This window comes from Aeromonas sp. DNRA1, assembly GCF_963888745.1.
Classification (GTDB): domain Bacteria; phylum Pseudomonadota; class Gammaproteobacteria; order Enterobacterales; family Aeromonadaceae; genus Aeromonas; species Aeromonas hydrophila.
This window is the reverse complement of record NZ_CAWPKQ010000002.1, coordinates 199843-222741: the sequence shown is the minus strand read 5'-3', so window position 1 is coordinate 222741 and position 22899 is coordinate 199843. Positions and strand designations below refer to the sequence as shown.

Genomic DNA, 22899 nt, shown 5'->3' with positions numbered 1-22899 from the left:
GGCAATTAAAAACCACTATGAGAGCAAGGAGCACCCTCTTTAGCCCTCACGGTGATCCTCACTCCTGCACAAAGGCCGGGTGGTAGCACACTTCGCCACTGGGCATGGCAGCGCCGAACGAGCGGGCCATGAAGTACTCGGCTGGCACGCCGGGCAGCGTCAACCCCGGCTCGGGCACGAAACCGAAACGGCCGTAGAAGCCGGGATCCCCCAGCACCACGCAGCCAGCAGCTCCCATCGCCTTGAGCTCGGCCAGACCAGCCTCCATCAGCCGTGAACCCAGCCCCCTGCCGTGCAGCTCAGGAGAGACCGAAATGGGGCCAAGGCCATACCAGTGCGGGCTGCCATCGCTGATGGTGACCGGCGAGAAGCAGAGGTGGCCGACCACCCGCCCCTCCAGCTCCGCCACTAGCGACAGGCTGAGTGCCCCGGCCTGGCGCAGGTCACGCACGATCAGCTGCTCGTTGTGATCGGTATGGGGGGCATTGAGGAACGCGGCCACGGTCAGCGCTTCAATGGCGTCGTGATCGGCGCCTGTTTCGGGCCGAATGATGATGTTCATAAGTTTTCTCCGTTTGTTATCTTGCAATGGATGGCCTGATCAGACTGCCTGCAAGCAGCAGATCACATAGCCATAGCTGCCCAGGTATTGGCGGTGGATGGCCACTTCCCGGCTCAGATCCTGCCAGGCTGGGCTATCCCCCAGCTCGGCACTGTGGCGCGCCAGATTGCGCTCGATGGGATCCAGATAGTTGTGCCAGGCCCTTTGCGGCAACGGGGTGTGCCACAGGCAGCGATAACCCGCCTCCTGCACCGCTTTGAGCAGGCCCGCCAGGGTCTGCATGGCGGGATAATCCCGCTGCCAGAACGCCAACGCCTCCTCTGGGGGCGTGTCCGTCAGCCACACCAGGTCGCTCAGCACCAGGCTGGCAGCAGGGCCGGCAAGGTACGGCCGCCATGCCTGCAAGGCGTTGGCCACCCCGATGGTGTAGGCGCTCCCCTCGGCCCAGATGAGATCGGCGGGGGCAAGGTCTGCCGGCAGCGCCGCCATGTTGGCGCACAGGGTAGTGACATGACTCAGCCCCGCCGCACTGGCGCTACGGGCCACGGCGGCCAGCGCCTCCTCGTCCAGATCGATGGCCACGATGGTGGCGTCCGTCACCTGTGCCAGCGCCAGGGTGGCGGCGCCGCGCCCGCAGCCCATGTCGAGGATCCGGCGAGGCTGGCTGGGCAGCGCGGCAAACTGCTGCTGGGTGAAGGCGCGATCCCCCGGCCCCCAGTAACTCATGCCATCCAGCAGCTTGATAAAGTCCTTGATGTAACGCTCATGTTCATTCATGTCTTTGCTCAACCATTGCAAGTGGTAGCGATCTTTCTCGCTAAAACCCTGTTTCATCACCCACGCGAAGTAGGCCTCCGGCGCCTCGCGCTGCAGTTGCAGCTGCCAGGCCTTGAATTCCTCACCGGAGCGCGGGCGCAGCCCTGCCAGATCCGCCAGCAGATCCCGGGCGCGCCGCATCCGCGCCAGCTCCTCATCCAGCTCCCTGACCCGGGCCTGCAATGCCGCCTGATCTATCTCGCCCGCCAGACAGGCGAGGCACTGCTTGAGGCTGAGACCACCCGCCTGCAGGGCCTGCACCATCTGCAGTCGTTGCAGATCCCCCTCGTCATAGTGGCGATAGCCGTTGGCGCCCCTCGTGCCCGCAATCACCCCCAGCTTCTCGTAATAGAGCAGGGTGGAGCGGGCCAGGCCGCAGCGCCGGGCCAGTTCGGATATTTTCATGACAACACTCGCTGAGGGGTCCGTGACCCGATGAAGGAAAGCTTAAACTGTGAAGCAATAGACGGGTCAACGACAACATCCGGGTTCATACCATAAAAAAACGGCCACCCAGAGGTGGCCGTCATCGGCAGCAAGAGAGACTCGCGGGAATCAGAGGCCGGCGGCTTCCAGATGCTCCACCAGCAGCTGCACGCTGCGGTTGCCGCGCCACTCGTTGACGTCAAGCCGGTAGACCAGCCGCACCCGCTTGACCGAGGCGTCGGGCCAGCGCTTGAGATCGACCCCGAAGGCGATGGCATCCACCGCATGGCCGGAATCCGTGGTCAGCATCATCTTGAGGTGCTTCTCCCCCACCAGCCGCTGCTGCACCAGCACGAATTCGCCGTCAAACAGCGGCTCGGGAAAGGCCTGACCCCAGGGGCCGGAGGCGCGGATCAGCTCCGCCAGCTCCAGACTCAGCTCATCGGGCAGCAGCTCGCCATCGGTGAGCAACACCCCGGTCAAGAGCTCAGGGGTCACCAGCTCGCCGATGACTGCCTCAAAAGCCCGACCGAAGGCCTCGATATTGGCCTTGGGCAGGGTCAGCCCGGCCGCCATGGCGTGGCCGCCAAACTTGCCCATCAAACCGGGGTGGCGGGTGTCGAGCAGTTCCAGCGCATCGCGCAGGTGCACCCCCGGGATGGAGCGCCCGGAGCCCTTGAGTTCGGTCTCGCTGCTCTCGGCAAACGCTATGACCGGGCGATAGTACTTCTCCTTCACCTTGGAGGCCACCAGCCCCACCACCCCCTGATGCCACTCGTCCCGGTGCAGCACGATACCCGACGGCACCTCGCCGTCGCGAAAACGGATCTGCTCCAAAGTGGCGAGCGCCTCCTGCTGCATCCCCTGCTCGATCTCCTTGCGCTCCTGGTTGAGGCTGTCCATTTCGGAAGCGAGCTGGCGCGCCAGGTTGATGTCCTCGCTCAGCAGGCAGGCGACCCCGAGCGACATATCGTCGAGCCGGCCCACCGCGTTGAGGCGCGGCCCCAGCGCAAAGCCGAGATCGGCGGCGCACAGGCGACGCCCGTCGCGGCCCGACACGTCTACCAGCGCCTGGATGCCGGGGCGGCAGCGGCCGGCCCGGATCCGCTGCAAACCCTGATGGACCAGAATGCGGTTGTTGCCATCGAGCGCCACCACGTCGGCCACGGTGCCGAGCGCCACCAGATCGAGGTAATCAGCCACGTTGGGGGCGCGCAGCCCCTGACGCTCATACCAGCCGCTCTGGCGCAGATGGGTGTTGAGGGCCGCCATCAGATAGAAGGCGACCCCAACCCCAGCAAGCGACTTGGAGGGGAAGTCGCAGCCATGCTGGTTGGGGTTCACTATCGCGTCGGCGTCAGGCAGTTCCAGGCCCGGCAAATGGTGATCGGTAACCAGTACCTGCATGCCTGCCGCCTTGGCCGCCGCCACCCCGGCGATGCTGGAGATGCCGTTGTCCACCGTGATCAGGAACTCGGCGCCGCGGGCTACCGCCAGCTCGACGATCTCCGGGGTGAGGCCATAACCGAACTCGAAGCGGTTGGGCACCAGAAAATCGATGTGGCGACCGCCCATGGCGCGCAGGGCCAGCACGCACAACGCCGAACTGGTGGCGCCGTCGCAGTCAAAGTCACCGACGATGAGAATGCGTTTTTGCGCCGTCAGTGCCTCGGCCAGCAGCGGCACCGCCTGCGCCATGCCGAACAGGCGCTGGGGCGGCAACAGCTGGTTGGCACTGCGCTCCAGCAGAGCGGGATCTTCAACCCCGCGGCTGGCGAAGATTTGACGAAGCAGCGGGTGCAGGGTGGCGGGCAGATGGGAATCATCAACTCGCGGACGACGACGGATTAGCAGGGGCATTGATGTGATCCAGTATCTTGAGCAGTTGTTCAGGGCTCTGATAACCGCGCACCAGGTCGCCATTTGGCAGGACCCAGCTCGGCAGCGCCTTGATCCCGAGCCACTGGCTCAGGCCGATATGATGGGCAAGGATCTCATTACAGCCGGTCTCAGGCAAACGATCACTGAGATCCAGTGCACCGAACTGCCGGGGATTGCACCAGCGCGCCTGCGCCTCGGCCAGATCGGCAAAGGTGCCGAGCACCGGTAGCAGTTGCACGCTGACCCCTCTCGCCTGCAGGACCGGCAGCTCTTCCAGGGTAGTGCGACAGCTGCTGCAGGCGAGATCGGTGAACAGGGTGACGCGATGGCGCTCCTGCTCGGCCCGCAGCTGTACCCGCCGCTCGCCGATCTGCGCCAGGGCAAGTTGCCGCTGCTGACGCAGCCCCAGCATGGTGAGGTTTTTCATGTCGTGGGCCAGATCCAGCATGGTGCCCTGCAGCACATAGTCGCCCCTGGCATCGGTATAGAGCAGCCCCTGGGCGGTGCCCAGCATGTAGAGACCGGGCATGGGGGTCTCGTCCACCAGATAGACCTGTACCCCGAGCCGTTGCTCTATGGTCTGCTTCAACAGTTGGGGATCCATCCCCGCGCTGGCGGCAAAAGAGCCCAGCAGCATCATTCCCAGCAGTAAATACTTCACTCTTTTACTCACTTGGCATGAACGAATGGACTCACAAGGTAACTCAGTGAGTATTCTCTCCTCAACCGCTTAATTATCGATTGATTAATAAGCAGGGCCGCAAAAAATCCCGATCTGACAGGTTGCCAATCGGGCAAAGGCCCAGCAAGCTAACCGGGACGACAGGAAACACGACGGTCATCCTCTGTTTTCCTGAAGCTTTATTATTCAAATACCGGTGCGGCACTGGCCGTACCTTGCCCATTTTTGGAGGGGAAAATGAGTCTGATTCAAGAGTTCAAGGCCTTTGCGTCCAGAGGCAACGTGATCGACATGGCGGTCGGTATCATCATTGGTGCCGCCTTCGGCAAGATAGTCTCCTCCTTCGTTGGAGACGTGATCATGCCGCCCATCGGCCTGATCCTGGGGGGCGTGGACTTCAGCGACCTCGCCGTGACCCTGAAGGCCGCCGAGGGGAGCACCCCGGCCGTGGTCATCGCCTACGGCAAGTTCATCCAGACCATCATCGACTTCCTGATCATCTCCTTCGCCATCTTCATGGGGCTGAAGGCCATCAACACCCTCAAGCGCAAGCAGGAAGAGGCCGCGGCCCCGGCTGGCCCGACCAAGGATCAGGAACTGCTGACCGAGATCCGCGATCTGCTCAAATCCCAACAGGGAAAATAAGCGCCAGCTCCTGTCGTGTATTCGAAAAAAACCGCCTTCTGGCGGTTTTTTGTTGCCGGTCAGGCGCGCGGATGGTGCTGGCCGTGCAGCGCCTTGAGCCGCTCGTTGGCCACGTGGGTGTAGATCTGGGTGGTGGAGAGATCCGCGTGGCCCAGCAGCATCTGTACCACCCGCAGATCGGCGCCGTGGTTGAGCAGATGGGTGGCGAAGGCGTGGCGCAGGGTGTGGGGGGAGAGCTCGCCCTGGATGCCGGCGCGCTGGGCATAGAGCTTGATGCGGTGCCAGAAGGTCTGACGGGTCATCATGCGCGCCTGCTTGGAGGGGAACACCACGTCCGAGCTGGTGCCGCCGAGCAGCAGGGTGCGGGCCTCCCGGTAGTAGCGCTCCAGCCAGTGCACCGCCTCCTCCCCCATGGGCACCAGTCGCTCCTTGTTCCCCTTGCCGACCACCCGCACCAGCCCCTGGCGCAGGCTGACATGCTCGGCGGTCAGCCCCACCAATTCGGAGACCCGCAGCCCGGTGGCGTAGAGCAGCTCGAGCATCGCCTTGTCCCGCAGCTCCAGCGGCTCGTCCACCAGCGGCGCTTGCAACAGCGCCTCCACCTCGGCTTCGCTGAGATCCGATGGCAACTTCTTGGGCAGCTTGGGCCCCTCCAGCAGCACGGTGGGATCGTCGCTGCGCAGCTTCTCCCGGTTGAGGTACTGATAGAAACGGCGCAGGGCCGACAGGAAGCGGGCCGTGCTGCTGGCCGCAAACTGCTGGTCCACCCGCCAGGCGAGATAGTGCTGGATGTCGTCCAGCCCCGCCAGCAGCAGGGAACCACCCTGCTCGTCGAGCCAGAGGGAGAATTTTTCCAGATCGGTGCGATAGGAGCTGACCGTGTTGTCGGAGAGACCCCGCTCCAGCCAGAGGGCATCCAGAAACGGCTCGATCAGGGGATGGGATTCAGACTTGCTCATGGTGCGCCGCGCTCAGGGAAAACATGGCCCATTGTAACGTGCCGACCCACCGCGGCCGCAAGTTGCCGTTGTCCATCGCCCGCCAGGCGATGAAGCGTGCCGGGCAATCTGCTAGACTGACGCCCTCCCCCGGGCGCCACCCTGCGGTTGCCCGCTCCCATTGCCGACTGCGATCAAGAGAAGAGCGATGAAGATAGGTTTGTTTTACGGCTCTACCACCTGCTACACCGAGATGGCCGCCGAGAAGATCCGCGCCCTCATTGGCCCCGAGCTGGTCGATCTCCACAACATCAAGGATGTGCCCCTCACCCTCATGCAGGAGTACGACATCCTGATCCTGGGCATCTCCACCTGGGACTTCGGCGAGCTGCAGGAAGACTGGGAATCCCGCTGGGAAGACATTCAGGATGTCGAGCTGGAAGGCCGCATCATCGCCCTGTTCGGCCTTGGCGATCAGCTGGGTTACGGCGAATGGTATCAGGATGCCCTCGGCCTGCTGCACGATCAGCTGGTCCCCAAGGGAGTCAAGCTGGTGGGCTACTGGCCCAACGAGGGTTACGAGTTCGATGCCTCCAAGGCGCTGATCGACGATGGCCGTCATTTCGTCGGCCTGGCGCTCGACGACGCCAATCAGTACGACCAGACCGAATCGCGCATCGAGCAGTGGGTCGACCAGATCCTGGGGGAAATTCACGAGCTGCTCTGAAGCAGGGTTGCCTGACACCAGTGGCGATGGCCCCCAGCCATCGCCCTCTCCCCGCACGGCATGACGACAAAGGCCTGGTCAAAGGCCCCTTGATTGAACAAACATCAGCGGCGACGCTTCACTGACTGCCGGCGGCCGGGTTTCGGGCCACCGGGCGCATAAATCGCACCGATTTTCTCAATCGGTATCATCGCATGACGCTATAGCGACTTTTTTGTGCTGGTCTGCAACAATGGAAACGGTACCCCATAACAATCACAGCCGGGTATCGGAAGCAAACGGACAGACCAGAATAAGGAAATTCTATGACCCCATTCTCCCTGTTGGCCCCTGCCATCGCCCGCGACGTGCTCGATCACGCGCTGGCGCTGGGTGCCGACTTCGCCGAGCTGTTTGTGGAGCGCAAGCGCCGCAGCCAGCTCAGCCTGCTCTCCAGCCAGATAGAAAACATCAGCGGCGGCCTCGATTTCGGCATCGGCGTGCGCCTGTGCTACGGCCACAAGGTGCTCTACGGCTACACCAACCTGGCCAGCCGCGATGAACTGTTGCGCATCGTCAGCCTGCTGGCGGCCAAGGACCGGCGTGACCCCGTAGTGACTGCCACCGCCTTCGATTTCAGTCGCCTGAGCGATCGCAACCCGGTGGCCTTGCCGCTCTCAGCCGACAAGTTGCTGGAACAGAAGATTGCCTACCTGCACGCCATGGATGCCGCGGCCCGCGCCGAGAGCACCAAGGTGAGCCAGTTTGCCGGCAACGTGCTGGGCTGGGAACAGGAGGTAGAGATCTTCAACAGCGAAGGGGTGCAGGTGAGCGATCGCCGCCACTACAACCGTATCATGGCCCAGACCATCGCCGCCCTTGGCAGCGAACAGAGCGTTGGTTACGAAGCCCCTGGCGCCATGATGGGCTGGGAACACGCCGCCGGCGTGGATCCCCGCGAGCTGGCCCTCACCGCCACCCGCCAGGCGCTGGTGAAACTGGGCGCAGCCCCCTGCCCGAGCGGCAAGCTGCCGGTCATCATGGAGAGCGGCTTTGGCGGCGTCATCTTCCACGAGGCGTGCGGCCACCTGCTGGAGACCACTTCGGTGGCCAAGAAGGCCTCGGTGTTCCACGACAAGATGGGCCAGCTCATCGCCAATCCGGCGGTCAGCGCGGTGGACGAGGGGCTGCAGGGCAACGCCTGGGGTTCCATCAACGTCGATGACGAGGGAATGGCGACTCAGCACACCCAGCTCATCAAGGATGGCGTGCTCACCGGCTTCCTGGTGGACCGGATGGGGGCCCTGCGCACCGGCTACGCCCGTACCGGTTCCGGGCGCCGCGAATCCTACAAGTTCGCGCCGGCCTCGCGCATGCGCAACACCTACATAGAGCCGGGCAATCACAGCCTGGACGAGATGCTGGCAACCGTGGAGCACGGCATCTATGCCAAGCGGATGGGAGGGGGCTCGGTGCAGCCCGGCACCGGCGAGTTCAACTTCAACGTGCAGGAGGCCTACCTCATCGAGGGGGGCAAGATCACCCGGCCACTCAAGTCGGCCACCCTGATTGGCACCGGCCCGCAGGTGCTCAAGGAGATCTCCATGGTGGGGCGCGATCTGGCCCTCTCCGCCGGCATGTGCGGATCGGTCTCCGGCTCAATCCCGGCATCCGTCGGCCAGCCGCCGCTCAAAGTCGACAATATCCTGGTCGGAGGGAACGCCTGATGAGCCAACTCGACATGAACCAACTACTGACCCGTTTGCTGGACCAGGTCGCCGATCTCGGTGCCGAGGCGGACATCATCGCCAACCAGGACAAGGCCTTCTCCCTCAAGGCCGACAAGGGCGAACTCAGCGAATACAAGGTCACCAGCAGCCAGCAGATCGGCATTCGGCTGATAAAAGAGGGCCGGGTCGGCATCGCCTATTCGGAATCCCTCGACGAGTCTGCGCTGGCCGCCATGCTGCAGGATGCGCTGGATGCCAGCCGCTTCGCCAAGGTAGACCCGGATCAGACCATCGCCGTGCAGCAGAGCCGGCTCGCCACCGACTGCGCCGAAATCAATCAGCCCGACACCACCCCCGTGGAGGAGAAGATTGCCCTGGCCCTGCGCCTCGAGTCGGACATGCTGGCGCTGCCGGACGTGACCGGCGCCCCCTACAACAGCTTCTTCGAGGGAGAGGGCCGGCTGTGGCTCGCCAACAGCCAGGGCAGCCTCTGCCAGCATCAGGCGTTCAGCGTCGGCTGCTATAGCTCCGCCCTTATCGAGCGCGACGGTCGTCAGTCCATGTTCTCCCAGGGGCAGTATGAGCGCCGCTTCGATGCGCTGGACAGCCAGACCCTCATCCGCCAGATCCACGCCGTGGCCGACGGCCTGCTGGCGGGGGACGCGGTGCCGAGCGGCCACTACAGCGCCATCTTCGACACCAATGCCCTGGCCAGCCTGTTCGGCTGCTTCCAGGCCGCGCTGTCGGGCAAGTGGGCCCAGCAGGAGATCAACCCCTGGCGCGACAAGCTGGGCCAGTCGGTGGCCTCCCGCTGGCTCACCCTGGAGAGCCGGGCCTATATGCCAGGCGGCATGCACATCAAGGCCTTCGATGGCGAGGGTGCCCCCACCCGGGATCTGCTGCTGATTGGCGAAGGGGAGCTCAAAACCCTGCTGCACAACAGCGCCACCGCCCACCACTTTGGCCTGGCCAGCAACGGCTCGGCGGCGCGCAGCGCCCGCAGTGCGCTGGATGTCAGCCCGCGCCACCTGGTGTTCGGGCTCGGCCCCCACAGCGAGGCCGAGGCGCAAGGCGGCGAGTACCTGGAGCTGGTCAAGCTGGACGGCCTGCACTCCGGCGCCGATGCGGTAAGCGGCGACTTCTCGTTCGGTGCCTCCGGCTTCCTGTGCCGGGACGGCGTGCGGGTGGCACCGGTGCGCGGCATCACGGTGGCGGGCAACTTCTATCGCCTGCTGGGTGAGCTGGAAGCGGTCGCCAACGTGCTGCACCACGACGACGGCAAGAGCTTCTATGCGCCTCTTATCCGCATCGGCGGGCTAAGCATCGCCGGAAAGTAACTGTATATCGAGGGAAAAAACCTCCAGCTTCCCACCTGAAAGCGGCGCCATCAGGCGCCGCTTTTTTTCGCTCTGGCGCCCCTCATGGGCCGCTCCTAACCTCTAGGAAGCTGCCTGCGAACTGCCGCGAGAGGCCGTCAGCAAGGAACAGAACCGCCGGTCGCATCGGCCGGAACATGCTGGAGATCACCAAGATGGACAATACCCTGGTCTGGGCCGACATTCCGACACGGGATCTGGAACGCGCCATGGCCTTCTACTCGGCCCTGCTCGACGTGCCGGTCACGCCGATACAGGAGGAGATCCGCTTCGCCATGCTGCGCCACGATGGCAACAACGCGGCGGCCTGTCTCGGCCCCATGGACAAGTACCACCAGCCAGGGCACACGGGCCCCCTCATCTACCTCGCCCTTGGCCAGCGCCTGCAGGAGGCTGAACAGCTGGTGCCCAAGATCGGCGGACGGGTGCTCGAGCCCCTGCACAGCATCGGCAGCGGCCATGGCTGCCGGGTCATCATCGAAGATAGCGAGGGCAACTGGCTGGCCCTCTATGCCCCTCCCGCCAGCTGATAACCGGTGACAGAGCCAGAAACAACAACGGCGACCTCATGGTCGCCGTTGTGCATTGGCCAGTCTTCCCGGTCATCAGACCTGCGGGTTGAGACGGGTCGGCATGCCGGTACGCTGTTCCAGCACCTGCTTGACCACATTGGAGTCGCTGTCCATGTGGGCGATGAAGCGGGTGGTGGCCGGGGTCATGGGCAGCGGCACGGAGGCGGTGGAGTTGAACTCCTCCTCGTTGCGTGACAGCGGCTCGTGCACTTCCATGTAGCGACCGCCATCCGGCTCGACCGTGGTCTTGACCGGCTGGTTGACGAACTGGACGCGAGTGCCGACCGGCACGTTGTCGAACAGGTACTTGATGTCGTCGGCGCGCAGACGCACGCAACCGCTGCTCACCCGCAGACCGATGCCGAAGGTGGCGTTGGTGCCGTGAATGGCATACAGGTTGCCGATGTAGAGCGCGTGCAGGCCCATGGGATTGTCCGGACCGGCCGGCCAAACCGCCGGCAGGGTCTTGCCCTGGGCGGCGTAGCGGCGACGGATGTTCTCGGTCGGGGTCCAGGTCGGGTTGGCGCGCTTGCGCTCCACCTTGGTGATCCAGTTTTCCGGGGTGTTGACCCCCAGCTGGCCGATGCCGATGGGCAGCACCTGCACCACGTTCTTGCCTTTTGGGTAGTAGTAGAGACGCATCTCCGCCACGTTGATGACGATCCCTTCGCGGGGAGCGTTGGGCAGGATCAGCTGATGGGGGATGACCAGTTTGCTGCCCGCCTTGGGCAGGTAGGGGTCGACACCCGGGTTGGCTTCCATGATGTTGGTCAGACCCAACTGGAAGTCGGAGGCGATCTGCTCCAGCGGACGGTTGTCCGCGGGTACCACGTACTCCTGGTTCTCACCGATCAGGCGGCTGTTGGCTGCAGGCAGCTGGTATTCAACGGCGGCGGCCTGCTGGCTGACCAGCGCCAGAGTACATAAAAGAGCCGAAGCGGCAGTGCGAAGGGGATTCATAAAATTCCTGTGTGGTTTCCTGTACCAAGTTGGCCGACGGCCATTTCATCCTCGGTCTGACCCGTGACGAGTACCTTGCGCCCGAGGTCGATTACCGAGCGCGCATTCTTTCCTGAGTCGGCCAAAAATTCAACGTCGGGATCGCTCTTTTTGCAGGAAAAAGTGCATCCGGCGCCGCTGACGCCGCCTCTTGTCACGCTGGCCACCCTAGCAGCCACAAACTGAGCGCAAGCTGAACAACAGGGAGGCCATCGAGCCCCCCTGTTTCATCACGGGATCACCCTTGCCCGCCGAGCTGGGCCGTCACCGCCCCGGCGATGGCTGCGCGGGCATCGAGCGCAGCCATCTCGTCGGCCAGCAGCCGGGCCCTGGCCCGATAGCGCGGCTCGTGCACCAGCTTGCGCACCGCCACCGCCACCGCGTCCGCCGTCGGCTCGTTGCTGTGCAGATTGATGCCGGCGCCGCTCCACGCCACTCGGGTGGCCACCTCCGCCTTGTCCTCCCCGGTGCCCGCCACCACCAGCGGCACCCCGTGCGCCAGCGCAGCCTGCACCGAGCCATAACCACCGTTGGTCACCAGCACGGCGGCGCGGGGCAGTGCCAGCTCGAACGGCACGTGTTCGGTGACGATGGCATTGGCCGGGACGGCGGCGCCGAGCAGTGCCGGATCCCGCCCGCCGGTGGTCAGCAGCAGTTGCAGCTCGTCGCCGGCCAGCCCCTGCATGGCCGGCAACAGCAGTTGCCCCAGATCCACGTTGGCCAGGGTGCCCTGGCTGACGATGACCAGCGGCCGCTCATCGAGCCGCTCCCACCAGGGCGGTGGCGTCAGCTCAATCCGGGGGGGCAGCAGCGGGCCGACATAGCGGATCACCCCCTCCAGCTCCGGCCGCTCGTATTCAAAGCCGGCGCAGGAGAGCTGCAAAAAGGCATCGGGGGCCGTCACCATCACATCGGTGAAGGGGGCCGTCAGCGGCGGCGCCCCCGCCTCGGCCAGCGCGGCATCGAAGCTCTGCTGTACCTCCCTTTGCAGTTGCCGGGTCGGCTCGTCGAGCCAGGGCAGCTCGCCAAGGGAGCGGCGCAGCTCGGGGGGGATGCGCGGGCCGTAGAAGATGGCGTCCGGACTCGAGAAGGAGACCGGGTTTACCCCCAGCATCAGGATGGGAAGGTGCCGACCGCGCCCCTGCTGCAACAAGGGCAGCACGCCGTAGAAGCCGTTCTCCACCAGCAGCAGATCCACCCCCTCTGCCGCGATCAGCGCCCGCAGATGGCGGTCGTGCTGCGCCATGGGGGCGGCGAAGAAGCGCTTAAGCGCCAGCGCCATCTGGGCGGTACCGCTCAGGCTGGCCCGCTCGGGAAAATGCCGCTCCAGCGCCCGGTAGTCAAAGTCCACCTCGGGGGCGAAGGGCACGAATTCGGCACCGGTTGCGCGGATGCGCTGCTCGAACAGGGCGCCGCACAGCATCAGCACTCTATGCCCCTGCGCCACCAGCAGACGGGCCGCCGCCAGCATGGGATTGACATGGCCCGGGGTGGCGGTGGCCGCCAGCAAAATGGTCGCCATCACGCCGCCCCTTGCGGCGCCAGCGCCGGGTTGAGGCAGACCGGGCTGGCCTGGATGTGGACCCGCTGGATGTGGCGGGCCGAGCGGGCGGTGAACCCCTCGCGGCCGTGCAGCAGGCCGAGGTTGTCGGCGATCACCACGTCCCCCCCTTGCCACTGGTGGGCATAGAAGTAGCGTGGGTCATAGAGCCGCTGGTGCAGATCCTGCAGGAAGGCAGCCTGCTCGGCAGGTGCCACCCCCTCAATCTCGAGGGCATGCTGGTTGAGAAAACGTACCCCCTCGCGCGGCGGCTCGTTGTAGCGCAGCACCGTCTCGCCGCTCACCGGGTGGGGCACCAGCAGCGGCGAGCGCACCTGGCCGCCGTAGTGCACCACCTGCTTGATGCGATAGGTAATGTGCACCCGCTCCCAGCGGGCCAGCCGCTCGCCGTCGAGCTCGGTGAGCAATTGGCGGGTATTGATGAAGGTGGTGCGCCCCCCTTCGTCCGCCGCCGGGGCGTGCACGCAGTGAAACAGCTGGAACTCGGGCAGGGTCGGCTTGTACATGCCGTCCCAGTGCAGCGGCACATAGCTGGAGTCGAAGATGTGGTCGGTGGCGTTCTCGTGCTCCTTTACGTCCAGCACGGCGCCGAAGGGCCACATCATGATCTCGCCCCACTCCTCGCCGTAGCGGGTCAGCCGCTCGGGATCGGTGAAGCCGGACTCGAACCCGCGCAGGATCAGCACGCCGTGGCGGCGGGCCAGCTCGCGCAGCGCCTCGATAGCCAGGCTCTGCACCGGCTGGGCGTTGCGGGCCGGTTCAATCAGCAGGCCGAACGGGGCTTGTGGCAGGATACGGCAGCGCTCGCCACCGAGGGTAACGATGGATGCAGTCATGGGAAACTCCTCAGGCGGCGGCCTGCTTGCCGTTGATCAGGTAGTGGCTCGGACGGCCGTGGATGTGGACCAGCTCATGCTCCATCGCCAGCACGTCGCGCCGTTTCATCAGCACGAACTGGCCATCCAGATTGGCCGCCACCCCGTGCCAGGGGGTGAGCCAGTCATCCCGGGTCGGCAGCATGTGGATGCCCATCTTCAGGCTGTGGCTCGCCTGGGGGTGGATGGAGAGGCGGATCGCCTCGGGGAAGCGCTCAGCCAGCAGGTTGCCCCAGGCACGGCTGCGCTGGATCACCGCATGGGTGCGCGCCTTGGCATCCCGCTGCAGCGCCGTGTTGGAGAGCGGGGTATCCGGCAGCTGGCTGTCTTCATAGAGGAAGCGGGTCATGGCGCGATAGAGGCGAATGCCCTCCTCGGTGCTTCTCACCTCTTCCGTGATCTGTGCCAGCGGCTCGGCATAGCGCTCCACCAGCTGTTCGCGCAGGGTGTCGAAGTCGCGGCTGGCGCAAGACTCGGCCATGCCCGCCACCATGCCTAAGTGGAAGACCCCGAGGTGGGTCGCCCCCAGCTCCAGGATCAGCTGCTCGATGTGGGCCTGATAGGCGTCGATGGCCGGGTCCGCCACCCGGATGAGGTCACCGAACACATGGCCGTCCGAGCAGATGAGGATCCGCATGCCGGGCGCATAGTGCAGCTGGATGCGCTGGCAGAGGTGGTTGAGAAAGCTGAGGGAGAGCCGCTCCGCCATGTCCGGCAGGGTGCCCAGCACCTTGTTCGGATTGGGCGACTTGGTGGGAAAGGCGGGCAGCACGCAGGTGATGGTCTCGCCCCGCTCGATGAAGGCCTGCAGACGGGGGATCTGGATGGCGGCCACCTCTGCTTCCTCCTGCTGCCGATCCAGAATGGGATCGGGGAAGCGGCGGCGATAAGGCAACAGCTCGGCAAATATATTTTGGGCAATATGATGGGAAGATAAACCACTCATTATTCCGGCTCCTTTGGCAGGATTAAAATCAATAAAGATGACTCTTTATCAATGCGTCCAGTCTCTGTCGTTATTATTTTTGTATCCGTTTGCTACCCAAACGAATCGAGAGGGGACAGTAGCCGAGATGAAGTCAGGCTATCAATTCGCCATTGATGTAAACAGATTCAACCCGCAGCGAATAATCTATTTCGCATAAGTTATGTTGAACTATGCATATGAATATAAACAAATTTTATTTAAATAAATGCGTATCAAATATAACCAATCAGAAAAGTTCCCCGGTCGTTTTATTATTAAGTCACAAATTGACTCGTGGATTATTTAGCACAGCTTAATAGTCATATTTTTTCATGGTGGCAATCCTGACCATTTCGCTGTAAATATCGCAAATAATTATCCAGCTACATATTAAGCAGACGAACAGAGTGCAGCCACCGCCGCGCAAGAGGGGAATGACCGGGCGAAATGACGCGTCGCAGATCTGCTGCGCCATCGCCATGCGCTTTCATGGTGGCGACCCCGTTCGGGGCCGAAACTGTACACAGAGCGCGCCTAAGCGCTCCCTAGATAGTCGAGGGCCGCCTGCCAGCCCATCTGGTAACCCTGCTCCAGCCGTCCCCGGTCGGTGGTCATGCGGCCGACCCGAAAACCCGCCGGCGGCACTATGACCCGGATGCGGCAATCGGCCGGCGGCTGGCGGATGAAGTCGATGGCATCGTTGTAGCTTTGATGACGCGACAGGCTGGCGCGAGCCAGGGCCGGCGTCTCGCGCAGCAGGTAGCGATGCAGGGCGGGCAGGCGCGGCGCCCGCTTGCGATAGCCCAGCGGGCGGGAGAGCACCACCGTGATGTCGCGCGCCCCCTGCTCATAGGCGTGACGCACCGGAATGGAGTCCGCCACCCCGCCATCCGTCATGGCCTCCCCGTCGATGCGCACGAAGTCCCGGTAGACCAGCGGCACCGAGCAGGAGGCCTTGATCTGCTGCTCCAGCTCGGCGGCGTTGGCCTTGAGGTAGGCGGCCTGGCCGTCCGCGACCCGGGTGGTCACCACGGTCAGCGGCACCGGGTTGGCGGCAAAGCGCGCCAGATCTAGCCGGCATTCGCGGATGGTAATGGCCCACAGCCAGTCGAGATCGAGCCAGTGGCCGCCGCGCAAGAACTTGGCCAGGTTGATGAACTCGGGACGGCAGGAGTAGTCGGTGATGACGTTGTGGTTGCGCCCCTGCTGACCGGCCAGAAAGGCCGCCAGATTGACCGCCCCGGCCGATACCCCGATGCAGTGATCAAACGCCGTGCGGCCCTTGGCCAGAAACGCATCCAGCACCCCGGCGGCGAAAATGCCGCGCATGGCGCCCCCCTCGACCACCAGGGCCGTCTGTCGCCGACTCATCTCGCCTCTCCGTTTTGCTCTGTGAATGGTCTCACACTTTGGCCCATTCAGAGCCCGGCTGCCGGCCGGGATCCCTATAATGGGCACGCCTTCGCTCCCCATGAGCAAGGTATAACTTATTGATGCTACGGAATATTACAATGAAAAATATCAGCAAATCCCTACTGGCCGCTGCCATTTCCTTCGGATTGATGGCAGGCTGTAACAGCCAAAATGACTCCGAGACCCCGACCCCCATGGTTCGCTTCGCTACCTTCAACCTCTCCTTCGATCGCACCGCAGCCGGCATGCTCGCCGGTGAACTGGCCCTCAGTCGCACCGAACAGGATGCCCTGCTGGCCCGCCTCGCCGACGGCACCTTGAGCGGCGCCGAGAAGACCAAGGCCCTCGACGTGCAGCAGATCCGCAACATCGCCGAAATCATCCAGCGCACCCGGCCGGACGTGTTCCTGCTCAACGAATTCGACAATGACGGCAAGGGCGCCGACACCACGGACCTCAAAGCCTTCAACGACAACTACCTGGCCCACGCCCAGCACGACGAGGTGAAGGCCATCAGCTACCCGGTGCTGCAGAACTTCGCCACCAACACCGGCCTGATGAGCGGCCATGACCTCAACCTGGACGGCAAGATCAACAATGGGCCGGACGACGCCTGGGGCTTTGGCAACTACCACGGCCAGTACGCCTTCGCCGTGATGTCCCAGTACCCCATCGATACCAAGCAGATCCGCACCTTCCAGAAATTCAAGTGGAAGGACATGCCGGGCGAAACGAACCCCGTCATCGACGACTGCAACAATGCCAAGGCGCCGATCCCGGCCGGCCGCCAGTGCGGCGATGCCTGGTATGACGATGCCGCCTGGCAGGCCTTCCCGCTCTCGTCCAAGAACCACGCCGACGTACCGGTGCGCATCAAGCACGGCAACAAGGAGGAGGTGATCCACTTCCTCATCTCCCACCCGACCCCGCCCATCTTCGGCAACGCGGCGCGCCACAACGTCAAGCACAACCGGGCCGAAGTCGCCTTCTGGCAGGATTACGTGGAGACCGCCAGCTACATGGTGGATGACGCCGGCAAGGCCGGTGGCCTGCCCGCGGGCGCCAAGTTCGTCATCGCCGGCGATCTCAACGCCGATCCCCAGATTGGCGATGGCGACCTGACCGCCATTCAGGATCTGCACAACCATGTGCTGGTCAACCAGGCCGTCACCAACGGCACCCTGATCCCGGTCAGCCAGGGCGGCCCCGAGTGCCTCGCCAGCCAGCCGGATCAGTGCAAGCGCAACAACAGCCGCCCCACCCCGGAGCGCATCACCAGCAGCAGCGGCCTGCAGCTTGACCACGTGCTGCCCTCCGCCAACCTGAACGCGGTCGCCTCCGGCGTGTTCTGGCCAGCCAGCTTCGAGCCGGGCTACCACCTGGTGTACGACGCCAAGCTCGGCATCGCCAAAGGCGTCAGCTCGGATCACCGCCTGGTGTGGGTCGACTTCAAACTGTGACAGTGACGCAGAGCAGACAAGCAACGGGGCCCGCAGGCCCCGTTTTCATTGGATCGTCATACCAGCTTCTCCACCCGGGCCGGCAGCCCCTGGCGGGCCGACGAGCCGATGACCCAGTCCACCAGGGGGTAGCGGCCATGGCGGCTGGGATCCAGCACCGCCAGATCGTTCAGATTAACCCCGGCTCCGCGCAGCGGATTGGCAACCACTTTCTGGCCGTCTATCCAGTGTTCCCGCGCCCCCAGCTCCTTGTGGCCGAAGCCGTGTTCGATGGCGATGGCATCGGCCTGCACCCCGGCCACGCACTCGGCCACCCCGATCACGCTGCCATCCGGGGTGCTGACTCGCACCCTGTCCCCGCTCTCGATCCCCAGCTGCGCCGCCGTCTGTGCATTGAGCCGCACCCGGTTGCTGGGGTTCACCTGGCGCAGGCGATCCGAGCCGATGCTCATGGAGCTCATGGTGTGGGATTTGTAGCTGGTGAGCAGCAGCGGCCACTGGGCCGGCTTGAACGCCTCATTGAGCGGCGTGCCGTCCGCCAGCTGGGGGCGGAAGAAGCGCGGGGTGCCGCTCAAGAACTGCCCGCTCTGGCTGTGACGGCGGCTGCCCACCTCGGGGTTCCACACCATCAGCGGCTTGGGCCAGCGCTTGCTCGGCTGACCCGCTGCATCGCGCCCCTTGGCCGCCGGCTCGAAGCGCCCGCCACGGGCGAAGAGGTAGGCGGCGCGACCCGCCTCCTCCGCGCTCAGGGTGGCATTCAACACCGGCAGGATGCGCTCTACTCCGGACCAGGCGAGATCCTCGAGACCTATGGCGGGCACCGGCTCGCCGAGATAGGCAACGTTGGCCGCCCCGTAGAGGGAGAAGTCCGCCGCCTTGTGCAGGGCATGCACCTTGCCGTCCGCCCCTTTGAGCGCCCCCTCGCCAAAGCCCGGCAACCCCAGCCGTTTGGCCACCGCGATAAAGAAGGACTCCATGCAGACCGGATCTCCCTCGGCGGTCTTGGCGACACGGGGCTCCACGATGGGCCAGCGGCCGGTGGAAACCTTGGTCATCACCCCGTGCCAGGCGGTGGCCCAGCCCCAGGACTCGTAGGTCAGGGTATCCGGCACCAGGTAGTCCGACAGCGCCGACGACTCGTTGATGAAGCTGTCGATGCTGATAAAGAGCGGCAGCACCTTGGGGTCTTTCAACTGCTCGCCTATGGCCTTGCTGAGCCCGGCCTGGCCGTAGAGGGGGTTGCCCATGTGGTTGATCCAGGCCTTGAGCCGGTAGGGGTAACCGTTCACCGCCGCTGTCAGGTGTTCGCCGAGCAAGGGGCCCGAGATGGGGAACCAGGGCTCTTGCGCCGGATAGGGATTCTGGCCCGCCTCGCGCTTGCGCCGATACTCAGAGGTCTTCTCGTAGGGGAACTTGGATCGCGACAGGAAGACCCCGGCGGGCTTGACCATGCCGGGGAAGCTCGCCAGATCGTAGCGCGGCCCCGCCCCGAAGGGTTCGAACTTGCCGCCACTCGCCACGGCGCCGCCCCGGGCGTTCAAGTTCCCAATCATGACATTGAGCATCATGATGGCCCAGGCCGAGTAGAAGCCGTTGGCGCTCATGGTGCCGCCGTGGGAGACCACCGCCGCCCGGGTGCCGTGGCTGGTGAACTCCCGCGCCAGCGCCTCGATATCACTCACCGGCACGGCGCACTCTGCGCTGTATTGCGCGAGAGTGTGCTCCCGGCACGCCTCGGCCAGCAGCTGGAAGCTGCTCTTCACCATCAGCGCCCCCTTGGGGCCCTGAATGGGGCGATCCACCCAGAGGTTGGCCCGCTCACACTGGCCAGCGGGTCTCGGCTCGCCGCTGTTCGCCTCCTCTACCAGCATAGCGTCCCCCTCTCCATAGGCTTCCCCCTCAAAGGGCAAGCCGAGATCGCTGGCCCGCAGCATCTGGCCGAAGCGCGGATGCCCCTCGTCGCAGACAACCAGATGGCTGGCGTTGCAAAAACCGCGATAGCCGGCCCGCTCGGCGGCAGCAGCATGGGGGGCCGTCAGGAAAGGCTCGGCGTAGCGTTGGTTGTCGATGATCCAGCGCAGCATGGCCATGGCCAGCGCCGAGTCAGTGGCAGGGCGGATGGGCAGCCAGCGGTTGGCGGGGGCGGAGGGCATGTTCACCGTGTTGGGCAGGCTGGGGGCCACCACCACGCAGGAGAACGGCTTGCCCGGTCGCGCCCGGTTTGCCGCCAGCTGACGGGACTGGCGCTTGAAGGGATTGCCCGATTGCTGGGGCGAGGTGCCCATGAACAGCAGGAAGTCGCTCTCGTCCCAGTCCGGCTTGAGGTGGGCGTTCTTCTCCAGATCGTCCAGCAGGGCGCCGGCCCCGACCCGGAACGACAGGCCGCAATAAGCACCGTGGTTGGCGAAGTTGCGGGTGCCGAAGCTGTTGAAGGTGAAGCGCTTGATGAAGTGATCCCGCCCCTCGTCCGAGGCGTTGCTCACCAGCAGCTGGTTGGCCCTGGGGCCGTACTCCGGGTTGGCCGGGTCGAGCGGCTCGGCGAGGTTGCGAATGGCCCGCAGCCCCTCAACCAGGCCCTCGCCAAACAGATCGCCCCCCTCCACCACCTCGGCCACCAGCTGCTCGAAGGGGATGCTCTGCCAGCGGCCGCTGCCACGGGGTCCCACCCGCTTGAGGCAGCGGGTGACCCGCTGCGGGCTGTCGAGCTGCTCCAGCATGGCATTGCCCCGCGCGCAGGCGGTGGAGCGCCCATCCAGCCCCCCGTCCTGGTAGCCACTGGTGGCGAGCAGCGCCTGCTTGACCGGGGTCTTGAAGTCGATGTGATGGCGGGCGGAGAGGGGGTGATAGGGGTTGCCCAAGATCCGCACTATCTGGTCGCGCTCGTTGTCGATGCGGGCCCGCACTCCGCACAGGGTCCAGCAGCCGAGGCACATGGTGTTGGCAACCCGCTGGGCCGGGTTGGGGTACAGCTCCCCTCGCTCGTCAACCCGGTACTCCACGGCCAGCGAGTTGCCATGGATGGGATCCCGGGTCGGTTTGCCCGAGCTGCCGGTGGCAAGGCCGCTCGCCACCTGCTTGAGGGTGTCGCTGTAACCGGCGACGAACAGCCCGGTGCCGCCAGCGATGGCGGCGCCCTTGAGAAACTTGCGTTTGCTGTGATCCATCAGAGTGCCTCGCGTGCAAAAGTTGTGGATGCCTTGATGGCGGAGGAAGCAGAGGGGCGCACCAGCTCCGAGAGGGCCACCAGCAGGGCCACCAGCAGACCGAAAGTACCGAGAATGCCGAGCACACCGGCCGGGCCCCAGGCGATGTCATAGAGATAGACGCCGGCCCCGTACTTGGGTGCGAGCTGCCCCTGGATCAGCACCAGCCAGCGCAGGCCCCACACCAGGTGCAGCCCCAGCAGCGCCAACCCCCAGAGTGACAGGCGAGCAGAGATCCTGGGCCGCAGCAACATCAGCAGGCTGGCCAGCCCCAGGGTCAGCAACAGCCAGTGGGCCGCCAGCCGCCAGCTCGGGTCGAGCCGATAGAGGGCCGCGGCCTCTGCCGCCGAGGCGCCGCCAAACAGGGCCCAGCCCAGCAGGGAGAGCGCCAGCAGGCCTAACGTCCAACCGCTCTGGCGCAGCAGGGTCGACTCGGTCTGGGCACGCCAGCCCGCCAGCAAGCGATTGAGCAGCAGCAGGGCACTCTGAGCCCCCAGCACGGCGCTCAGGGTCAGCAGCCAGGGCAACCAGGGGGTATGCCAGAGCGGGCGCGCCGCCACCGCCATGGTCTCGAGCCCGGTGTAGAGGGCGATGCTGAGCCCGCTCAGGGCGGCCAGCAAAGAGAGAGGCCGCAGCCAAACGTGCCCCGACCAGCTTCCTAGGCAGAGCAGCCGGGCAAGGCGGGCGATCTTGTCCCCTTCTGCGCCGCGCCGGGCCAGGGCTGGCCTTAGCAGCAGCCAGCCGAGCAGCATGGAGAGCAGGCTGAACAGCGGCAGCAGATAGGCGCCATACCACATGACGGAGCCAAAGCGCGCCTGGGCGTAGAAGTGCCAGGCCCGGGCCGGCTGGTGCAGATCCGCGGTCAGGGCGATGGGGGCCACCAGGCCGGCCGCCACCATCAGCACCGCCGCCAGGGTCTGCAGCCGCGGGTCCGGCGCTTTGCGCCACAGCTCAAACGCGCCGAGCCAGAGGGCTCCGTAGGCGAGGCCGATGAGGAAGAAATATTGCACCGCCCAGGGCAGCCAGGTGATGGGCTGAGCCGGGGCCAGCAGTTCGTTAATGACCATGGGCTATCTCCTTGCCATCGTCGGTGAGCAGGGTGCGCAGGGCCGGGTTGCCGTCGACCTTGCTGACGAAGGCCTCTTCCATGCCGAGATAAAACACCCGCGGCTGGGTATGGGCCTCGGGCTTGAGCACCTTGAGCGCCGGCTCGTGTTCGCGCAGCAGCTGGCTGATCCTGCTCTTGGGATCATTCAAATCCCCTATGATGCGCGCCTCGCCGACACAGCTCTCGACGCAGGCGGGCAAGAGCCCCGCCTCCAGCCGATGGGCGCAGAAGGTGCACTTGTCGGCGGTGTTGGTCTCGTGGTTGATGAAGCGGGCGTCATAGGGGCAGGCCTGCACGCAGTAGCCGCAGCCGACGCACCAGTCGTTGTTGACCACCACGATGCCGTCGTCGCGCTGGAAGGTGGCGCCGGTGGGGCAGACATCGAGGCAGGCGGGCTTGGCGCAGTGGTTGCACAGCCTCGGCAGCATCAAGAGAGAGGCGGGAGCCTCGAGGGCGGCCACGTCACTCACCTCGTACTGGCTCACCGTGGTGCGAAACTGGCCGAGTGGAGGCTGGTTTTCGATGGTGCAGGCCACGGTGCAGGCCTGACAACCGACGCAGCGGCGCAGGTCGATCAGCATGCCGTAACGCTTGCGACCGTCCCCCCGGCTGATGGCCGCCCGCCCGTTGCGGGGAGCGGGAACAGACTGCGCCTGAACCTGGGTGACGGGGATCAGGGCCGCCCCTGCGGTGAGGGCGGCGATCCCGGATAACAATCGGCGCTTGCTGGGCTCCATGGCATCTTTCCTTCTGCTGAGCTGGCTTGAAAGGGGTTGGGCCGATTGTCCTCAACGCAGGAAGTCGCCTCTATTGTGGTTTTCCACATACCGGGAGCCGGGTTGATCCAGCGCAATAAAAAATGCCCCAGCCCTGCTGAACTGTGACCGGGGCGGCGTTTGCCGCCCCTCCCGGCCCCGTTCGCGTGCAAGCGCGCGCCCCAGTGATAGACTGCCCCCTTTGCACCGAGAGGAGAGCCCCC

The 22899-nt window shown here is 64.9% G+C and carries 19 protein-coding genes; 6 read left to right on the top strand and 13 right to left on the bottom strand.

The window, feature by feature from the left end; all coding sequences use genetic code 11:
• Positions 1-58: 58 nt before the first annotated feature.
• The 4 genes from AACQ43_RS07055 to AACQ43_RS07040 form a co-directional block, all read right to left on the bottom strand.
• Positions 59-562: a GNAT family N-acetyltransferase gene (locus AACQ43_RS07055; RefSeq protein WP_029299316.1), complete on the bottom strand. Its 504-nt coding sequence runs from the start codon at positions 560-562 to the stop codon at positions 59-61.
• Between the two features lie 39 nt (positions 563-601).
• Positions 602-1783: a MerR family transcriptional regulator gene (locus AACQ43_RS07050; protein ID WP_168966687.1), complete on the bottom strand. Its 1182-nt coding sequence runs from the start codon at positions 1781-1783 to the stop codon at positions 602-604.
• Between the two features lie 150 nt (positions 1784-1933).
• Entirely contained in the window at positions 1934-3664 is a 1731-nt protein-coding gene (gene recJ / locus AACQ43_RS07045; protein WP_029299315.1) for a single-stranded-DNA-specific exonuclease RecJ, read from the bottom strand.
• On the bottom strand, positions 3630-4346 hold the full coding sequence (locus AACQ43_RS07040; protein WP_029299314.1) for a disulfide isomerase DsbC N-terminal domain-containing protein: 717 nt from the start codon (positions 4344-4346) through the stop codon (positions 3630-3632). The genes recJ and AACQ43_RS07040 overlap by 35 nt, the downstream gene beginning before the upstream one ends.
• Positions 4347-4604: 258 nt before the next feature.
• Here AACQ43_RS07040 and mscL point away from each other — a divergent pair, with 258 nt between their 5' ends.
• On the top strand, positions 4605-5012 hold the full coding sequence (gene mscL, locus AACQ43_RS07035; protein ID WP_016351692.1) for a large-conductance mechanosensitive channel protein MscL: 408 nt from the start codon (positions 4605-4607) through the stop codon (positions 5010-5012).
• A gap of 59 nt (positions 5013-5071) precedes the next feature.
• Here mscL and xerD read toward each other — a convergent pair whose 3' ends face one another.
• Positions 5072-5971, bottom strand: a complete 900-nt coding sequence (gene xerD / locus AACQ43_RS07030) for a site-specific tyrosine recombinase XerD (RefSeq protein WP_039215876.1) — start codon at positions 5969-5971, stop codon at positions 5072-5074.
• A gap of 187 nt (positions 5972-6158) precedes the next feature.
• On the opposite strand from xerD, the gene fldB reads away from it, so the two are divergent.
• The 4 genes from fldB to AACQ43_RS07010 all read left to right on the top strand — a co-directional run bounded on the left by fldB (position 6159) and on the right by AACQ43_RS07010 (position 10292).
• On the top strand, positions 6159-6677 hold the full coding sequence (gene fldB / locus AACQ43_RS07025) for a flavodoxin FldB (protein WP_017409266.1): 519 nt from the start codon (positions 6159-6161) through the stop codon (positions 6675-6677).
• Positions 6678-6982: 305 nt separating this feature from the next.
• The gene (locus tag AACQ43_RS07020; RefSeq protein WP_011707048.1) at positions 6983-8383 is read left to right on the top strand and encodes a TldD/PmbA family protein; all 1401 of its coding nucleotides are present in this window, start codon (positions 6983-6985) and stop codon (positions 8381-8383) included.
• On the top strand, positions 8383-9723 hold the full coding sequence (locus AACQ43_RS07015) for a TldD/PmbA family protein (protein WP_168966685.1): 1341 nt from the start codon (positions 8383-8385) through the stop codon (positions 9721-9723). The genes AACQ43_RS07020 and AACQ43_RS07015 overlap by 1 nt, the downstream gene beginning before the upstream one ends.
• 176 nt (positions 9724-9899) lie before the next feature.
• Positions 9900-10292, top strand: a complete 393-nt coding sequence (locus tag AACQ43_RS07010; protein WP_168966683.1) for a VOC family protein — start codon at positions 9900-9902, stop codon at positions 10290-10292.
• Between the two features lie 75 nt (positions 10293-10367).
• On the opposite strand, the gene AACQ43_RS07005 is transcribed toward AACQ43_RS07010, so the two are convergent.
• From AACQ43_RS07005 to AACQ43_RS06985, 5 genes are all read right to left on the bottom strand, one after another.
• A complete protein-coding gene (locus AACQ43_RS07005; protein ID WP_016351698.1) occupies positions 10368-11294 on the bottom strand; it encodes a L,D-transpeptidase family protein in 927 nt (308 codons plus the stop codon).
• Positions 11295-11571: 277 nt separating this feature from the next.
• The gene (locus tag AACQ43_RS07000; protein WP_168966681.1) at positions 11572-12855 is read right to left on the bottom strand and encodes a glycosyltransferase; all 1284 of its coding nucleotides are present in this window, start codon (positions 12853-12855) and stop codon (positions 11572-11574) included.
• On the bottom strand, positions 12855-13730 hold the full coding sequence (locus tag AACQ43_RS06995) for a TauD/TfdA dioxygenase family protein (protein ID WP_168966679.1): 876 nt from the start codon (positions 13728-13730) through the stop codon (positions 12855-12857). Before AACQ43_RS06995 ends, AACQ43_RS07000 begins: the two co-directional genes overlap by 1 nt.
• A gap of 10 nt (positions 13731-13740) precedes the next feature.
• Positions 13741-14715 carry an L-tyrosine/L-tryptophan isonitrile synthase family protein gene (locus tag AACQ43_RS06990; RefSeq protein WP_168966677.1) on the bottom strand — a complete coding sequence of 325 codons (975 nt, stop codon included), beginning with the start codon at positions 14713-14715 and terminating at the stop codon, positions 13741-13743.
• Positions 14716-15270: 555 nt separating this feature from the next.
• A complete protein-coding gene (locus tag AACQ43_RS06985; protein WP_029304266.1) occupies positions 15271-16107 on the bottom strand; it encodes a patatin-like phospholipase family protein in 837 nt (278 codons plus the stop codon).
• A 140-nt stretch (positions 16108-16247) separates the two neighbouring features.
• Between AACQ43_RS06985 and AACQ43_RS06980 the strand changes: the two genes are divergently transcribed.
• On the top strand, positions 16248-17609 hold the full coding sequence (locus tag AACQ43_RS06980; RefSeq protein WP_168966675.1) for an endonuclease/exonuclease/phosphatase family protein: 1362 nt from the start codon (positions 16248-16250) through the stop codon (positions 17607-17609).
• A gap of 56 nt (positions 17610-17665) precedes the next feature.
• Here AACQ43_RS06980 and AACQ43_RS06975 read toward each other — a convergent pair whose 3' ends face one another.
• Genes AACQ43_RS06975 through dsrO form a run of 3 tightly spaced genes read right to left on the bottom strand, consistent with a single transcriptional unit; the run spans position 17666 to position 22657 of the window.
• A complete protein-coding gene (locus tag AACQ43_RS06975) occupies positions 17666-20773 on the bottom strand; it encodes a tetrathionate reductase subunit A (protein WP_168966673.1) in 3108 nt (1035 codons plus the stop codon).
• Positions 20773-21879, bottom strand: coding sequence for an NrfD/PsrC family molybdoenzyme membrane anchor subunit (gene nrfD, locus AACQ43_RS06970; protein WP_168966671.1), 1107 nt, complete (start codon positions 21877-21879; stop codon positions 20773-20775). Before nrfD ends, AACQ43_RS06975 begins: the two co-directional genes overlap by 1 nt.
• The gene (gene dsrO / locus AACQ43_RS06965) at positions 21869-22657 is read right to left on the bottom strand and encodes a sulfate reduction electron transfer complex DsrMKJOP subunit DsrO (RefSeq protein WP_168966669.1); all 789 of its coding nucleotides are present in this window, start codon (positions 22655-22657) and stop codon (positions 21869-21871) included. Before dsrO ends, nrfD begins: the two co-directional genes overlap by 11 nt.
• Positions 22658-22899: the final 242 nt, after the last annotated feature.

Bases quoted from the DNA above. Each gene is read 5' to 3' on its own strand.
- recJ (WP_029299315.1), bottom strand. From the start codon at position 3,664: ATGCCCCTGCTAATCCGTCGTCGTCCGCGAGTTGATGATTCCCATCTG.
- AACQ43_RS06995 (WP_168966679.1), bottom strand. From the start codon at position 13,730: ATGACTGCATCCATCGTTACCCTCGGTGGCGAGCGCTGCCGTATCCTG.
- AACQ43_RS06985 (WP_029304266.1), bottom strand. From the start codon at position 16,107: ATGAGTCGGCGACAGACGGCCCTGGTGGTCGAGGGGGGCGCCATGCGC.
- AACQ43_RS06990 (WP_168966677.1), bottom strand. From the start codon at position 14,715: ATGAGTGGTTTATCTTCCCATCATATTGCCCAAAATATATTTGCCGAG.
- AACQ43_RS07000 (WP_168966681.1), bottom strand. From the start codon at position 12,855: ATGGCGACCATTTTGCTGGCGGCCACCGCCACCCCGGGCCATGTCAAT.
- AACQ43_RS06975 (WP_168966673.1), bottom strand. From the start codon at position 20,773: ATGGATCACAGCAAACGCAAGTTTCTCAAGGGCGCCGCCATCGCTGGC.
- AACQ43_RS07015 (WP_168966685.1), top strand. From the start codon at position 8,383: ATGAGCCAACTCGACATGAACCAACTACTGACCCGTTTGCTGGACCAG.
- AACQ43_RS06980 (WP_168966675.1), top strand. From the start codon at position 16,248: ATGAAAAATATCAGCAAATCCCTACTGGCCGCTGCCATTTCCTTCGGA.
- AACQ43_RS07050 (WP_168966687.1), bottom strand. From the start codon at position 1,783: ATGAAAATATCCGAACTGGCCCGGCGCTGCGGCCTGGCCCGCTCCACC.
- AACQ43_RS07005 (WP_016351698.1), bottom strand. From the start codon at position 11,294: ATGAATCCCCTTCGCACTGCCGCTTCGGCTCTTTTATGTACTCTGGCG.
- fldB (WP_017409266.1), top strand. From the start codon at position 6,159: ATGAAGATAGGTTTGTTTTACGGCTCTACCACCTGCTACACCGAGATG.
- xerD (WP_039215876.1), bottom strand. From the start codon at position 5,971: ATGAGCAAGTCTGAATCCCATCCCCTGATCGAGCCGTTTCTGGATGCC.
- dsrO (WP_168966669.1), bottom strand. From the start codon at position 22,657: ATGGAGCCCAGCAAGCGCCGATTGTTATCCGGGATCGCCGCCCTCACC.
- mscL (WP_016351692.1), top strand. From the start codon at position 4,605: ATGAGTCTGATTCAAGAGTTCAAGGCCTTTGCGTCCAGAGGCAACGTG.
- AACQ43_RS07020 (WP_011707048.1), top strand. From the start codon at position 6,983: ATGACCCCATTCTCCCTGTTGGCCCCTGCCATCGCCCGCGACGTGCTC.
- AACQ43_RS07055 (WP_029299316.1), bottom strand. From the start codon at position 562: ATGAACATCATCATTCGGCCCGAAACAGGCGCCGATCACGACGCCATT.
- nrfD (WP_168966671.1), bottom strand. From the start codon at position 21,879: ATGGTCATTAACGAACTGCTGGCCCCGGCTCAGCCCATCACCTGGCTG.
- AACQ43_RS07010 (WP_168966683.1), top strand. From the start codon at position 9,900: ATGCTGGAGATCACCAAGATGGACAATACCCTGGTCTGGGCCGACATT.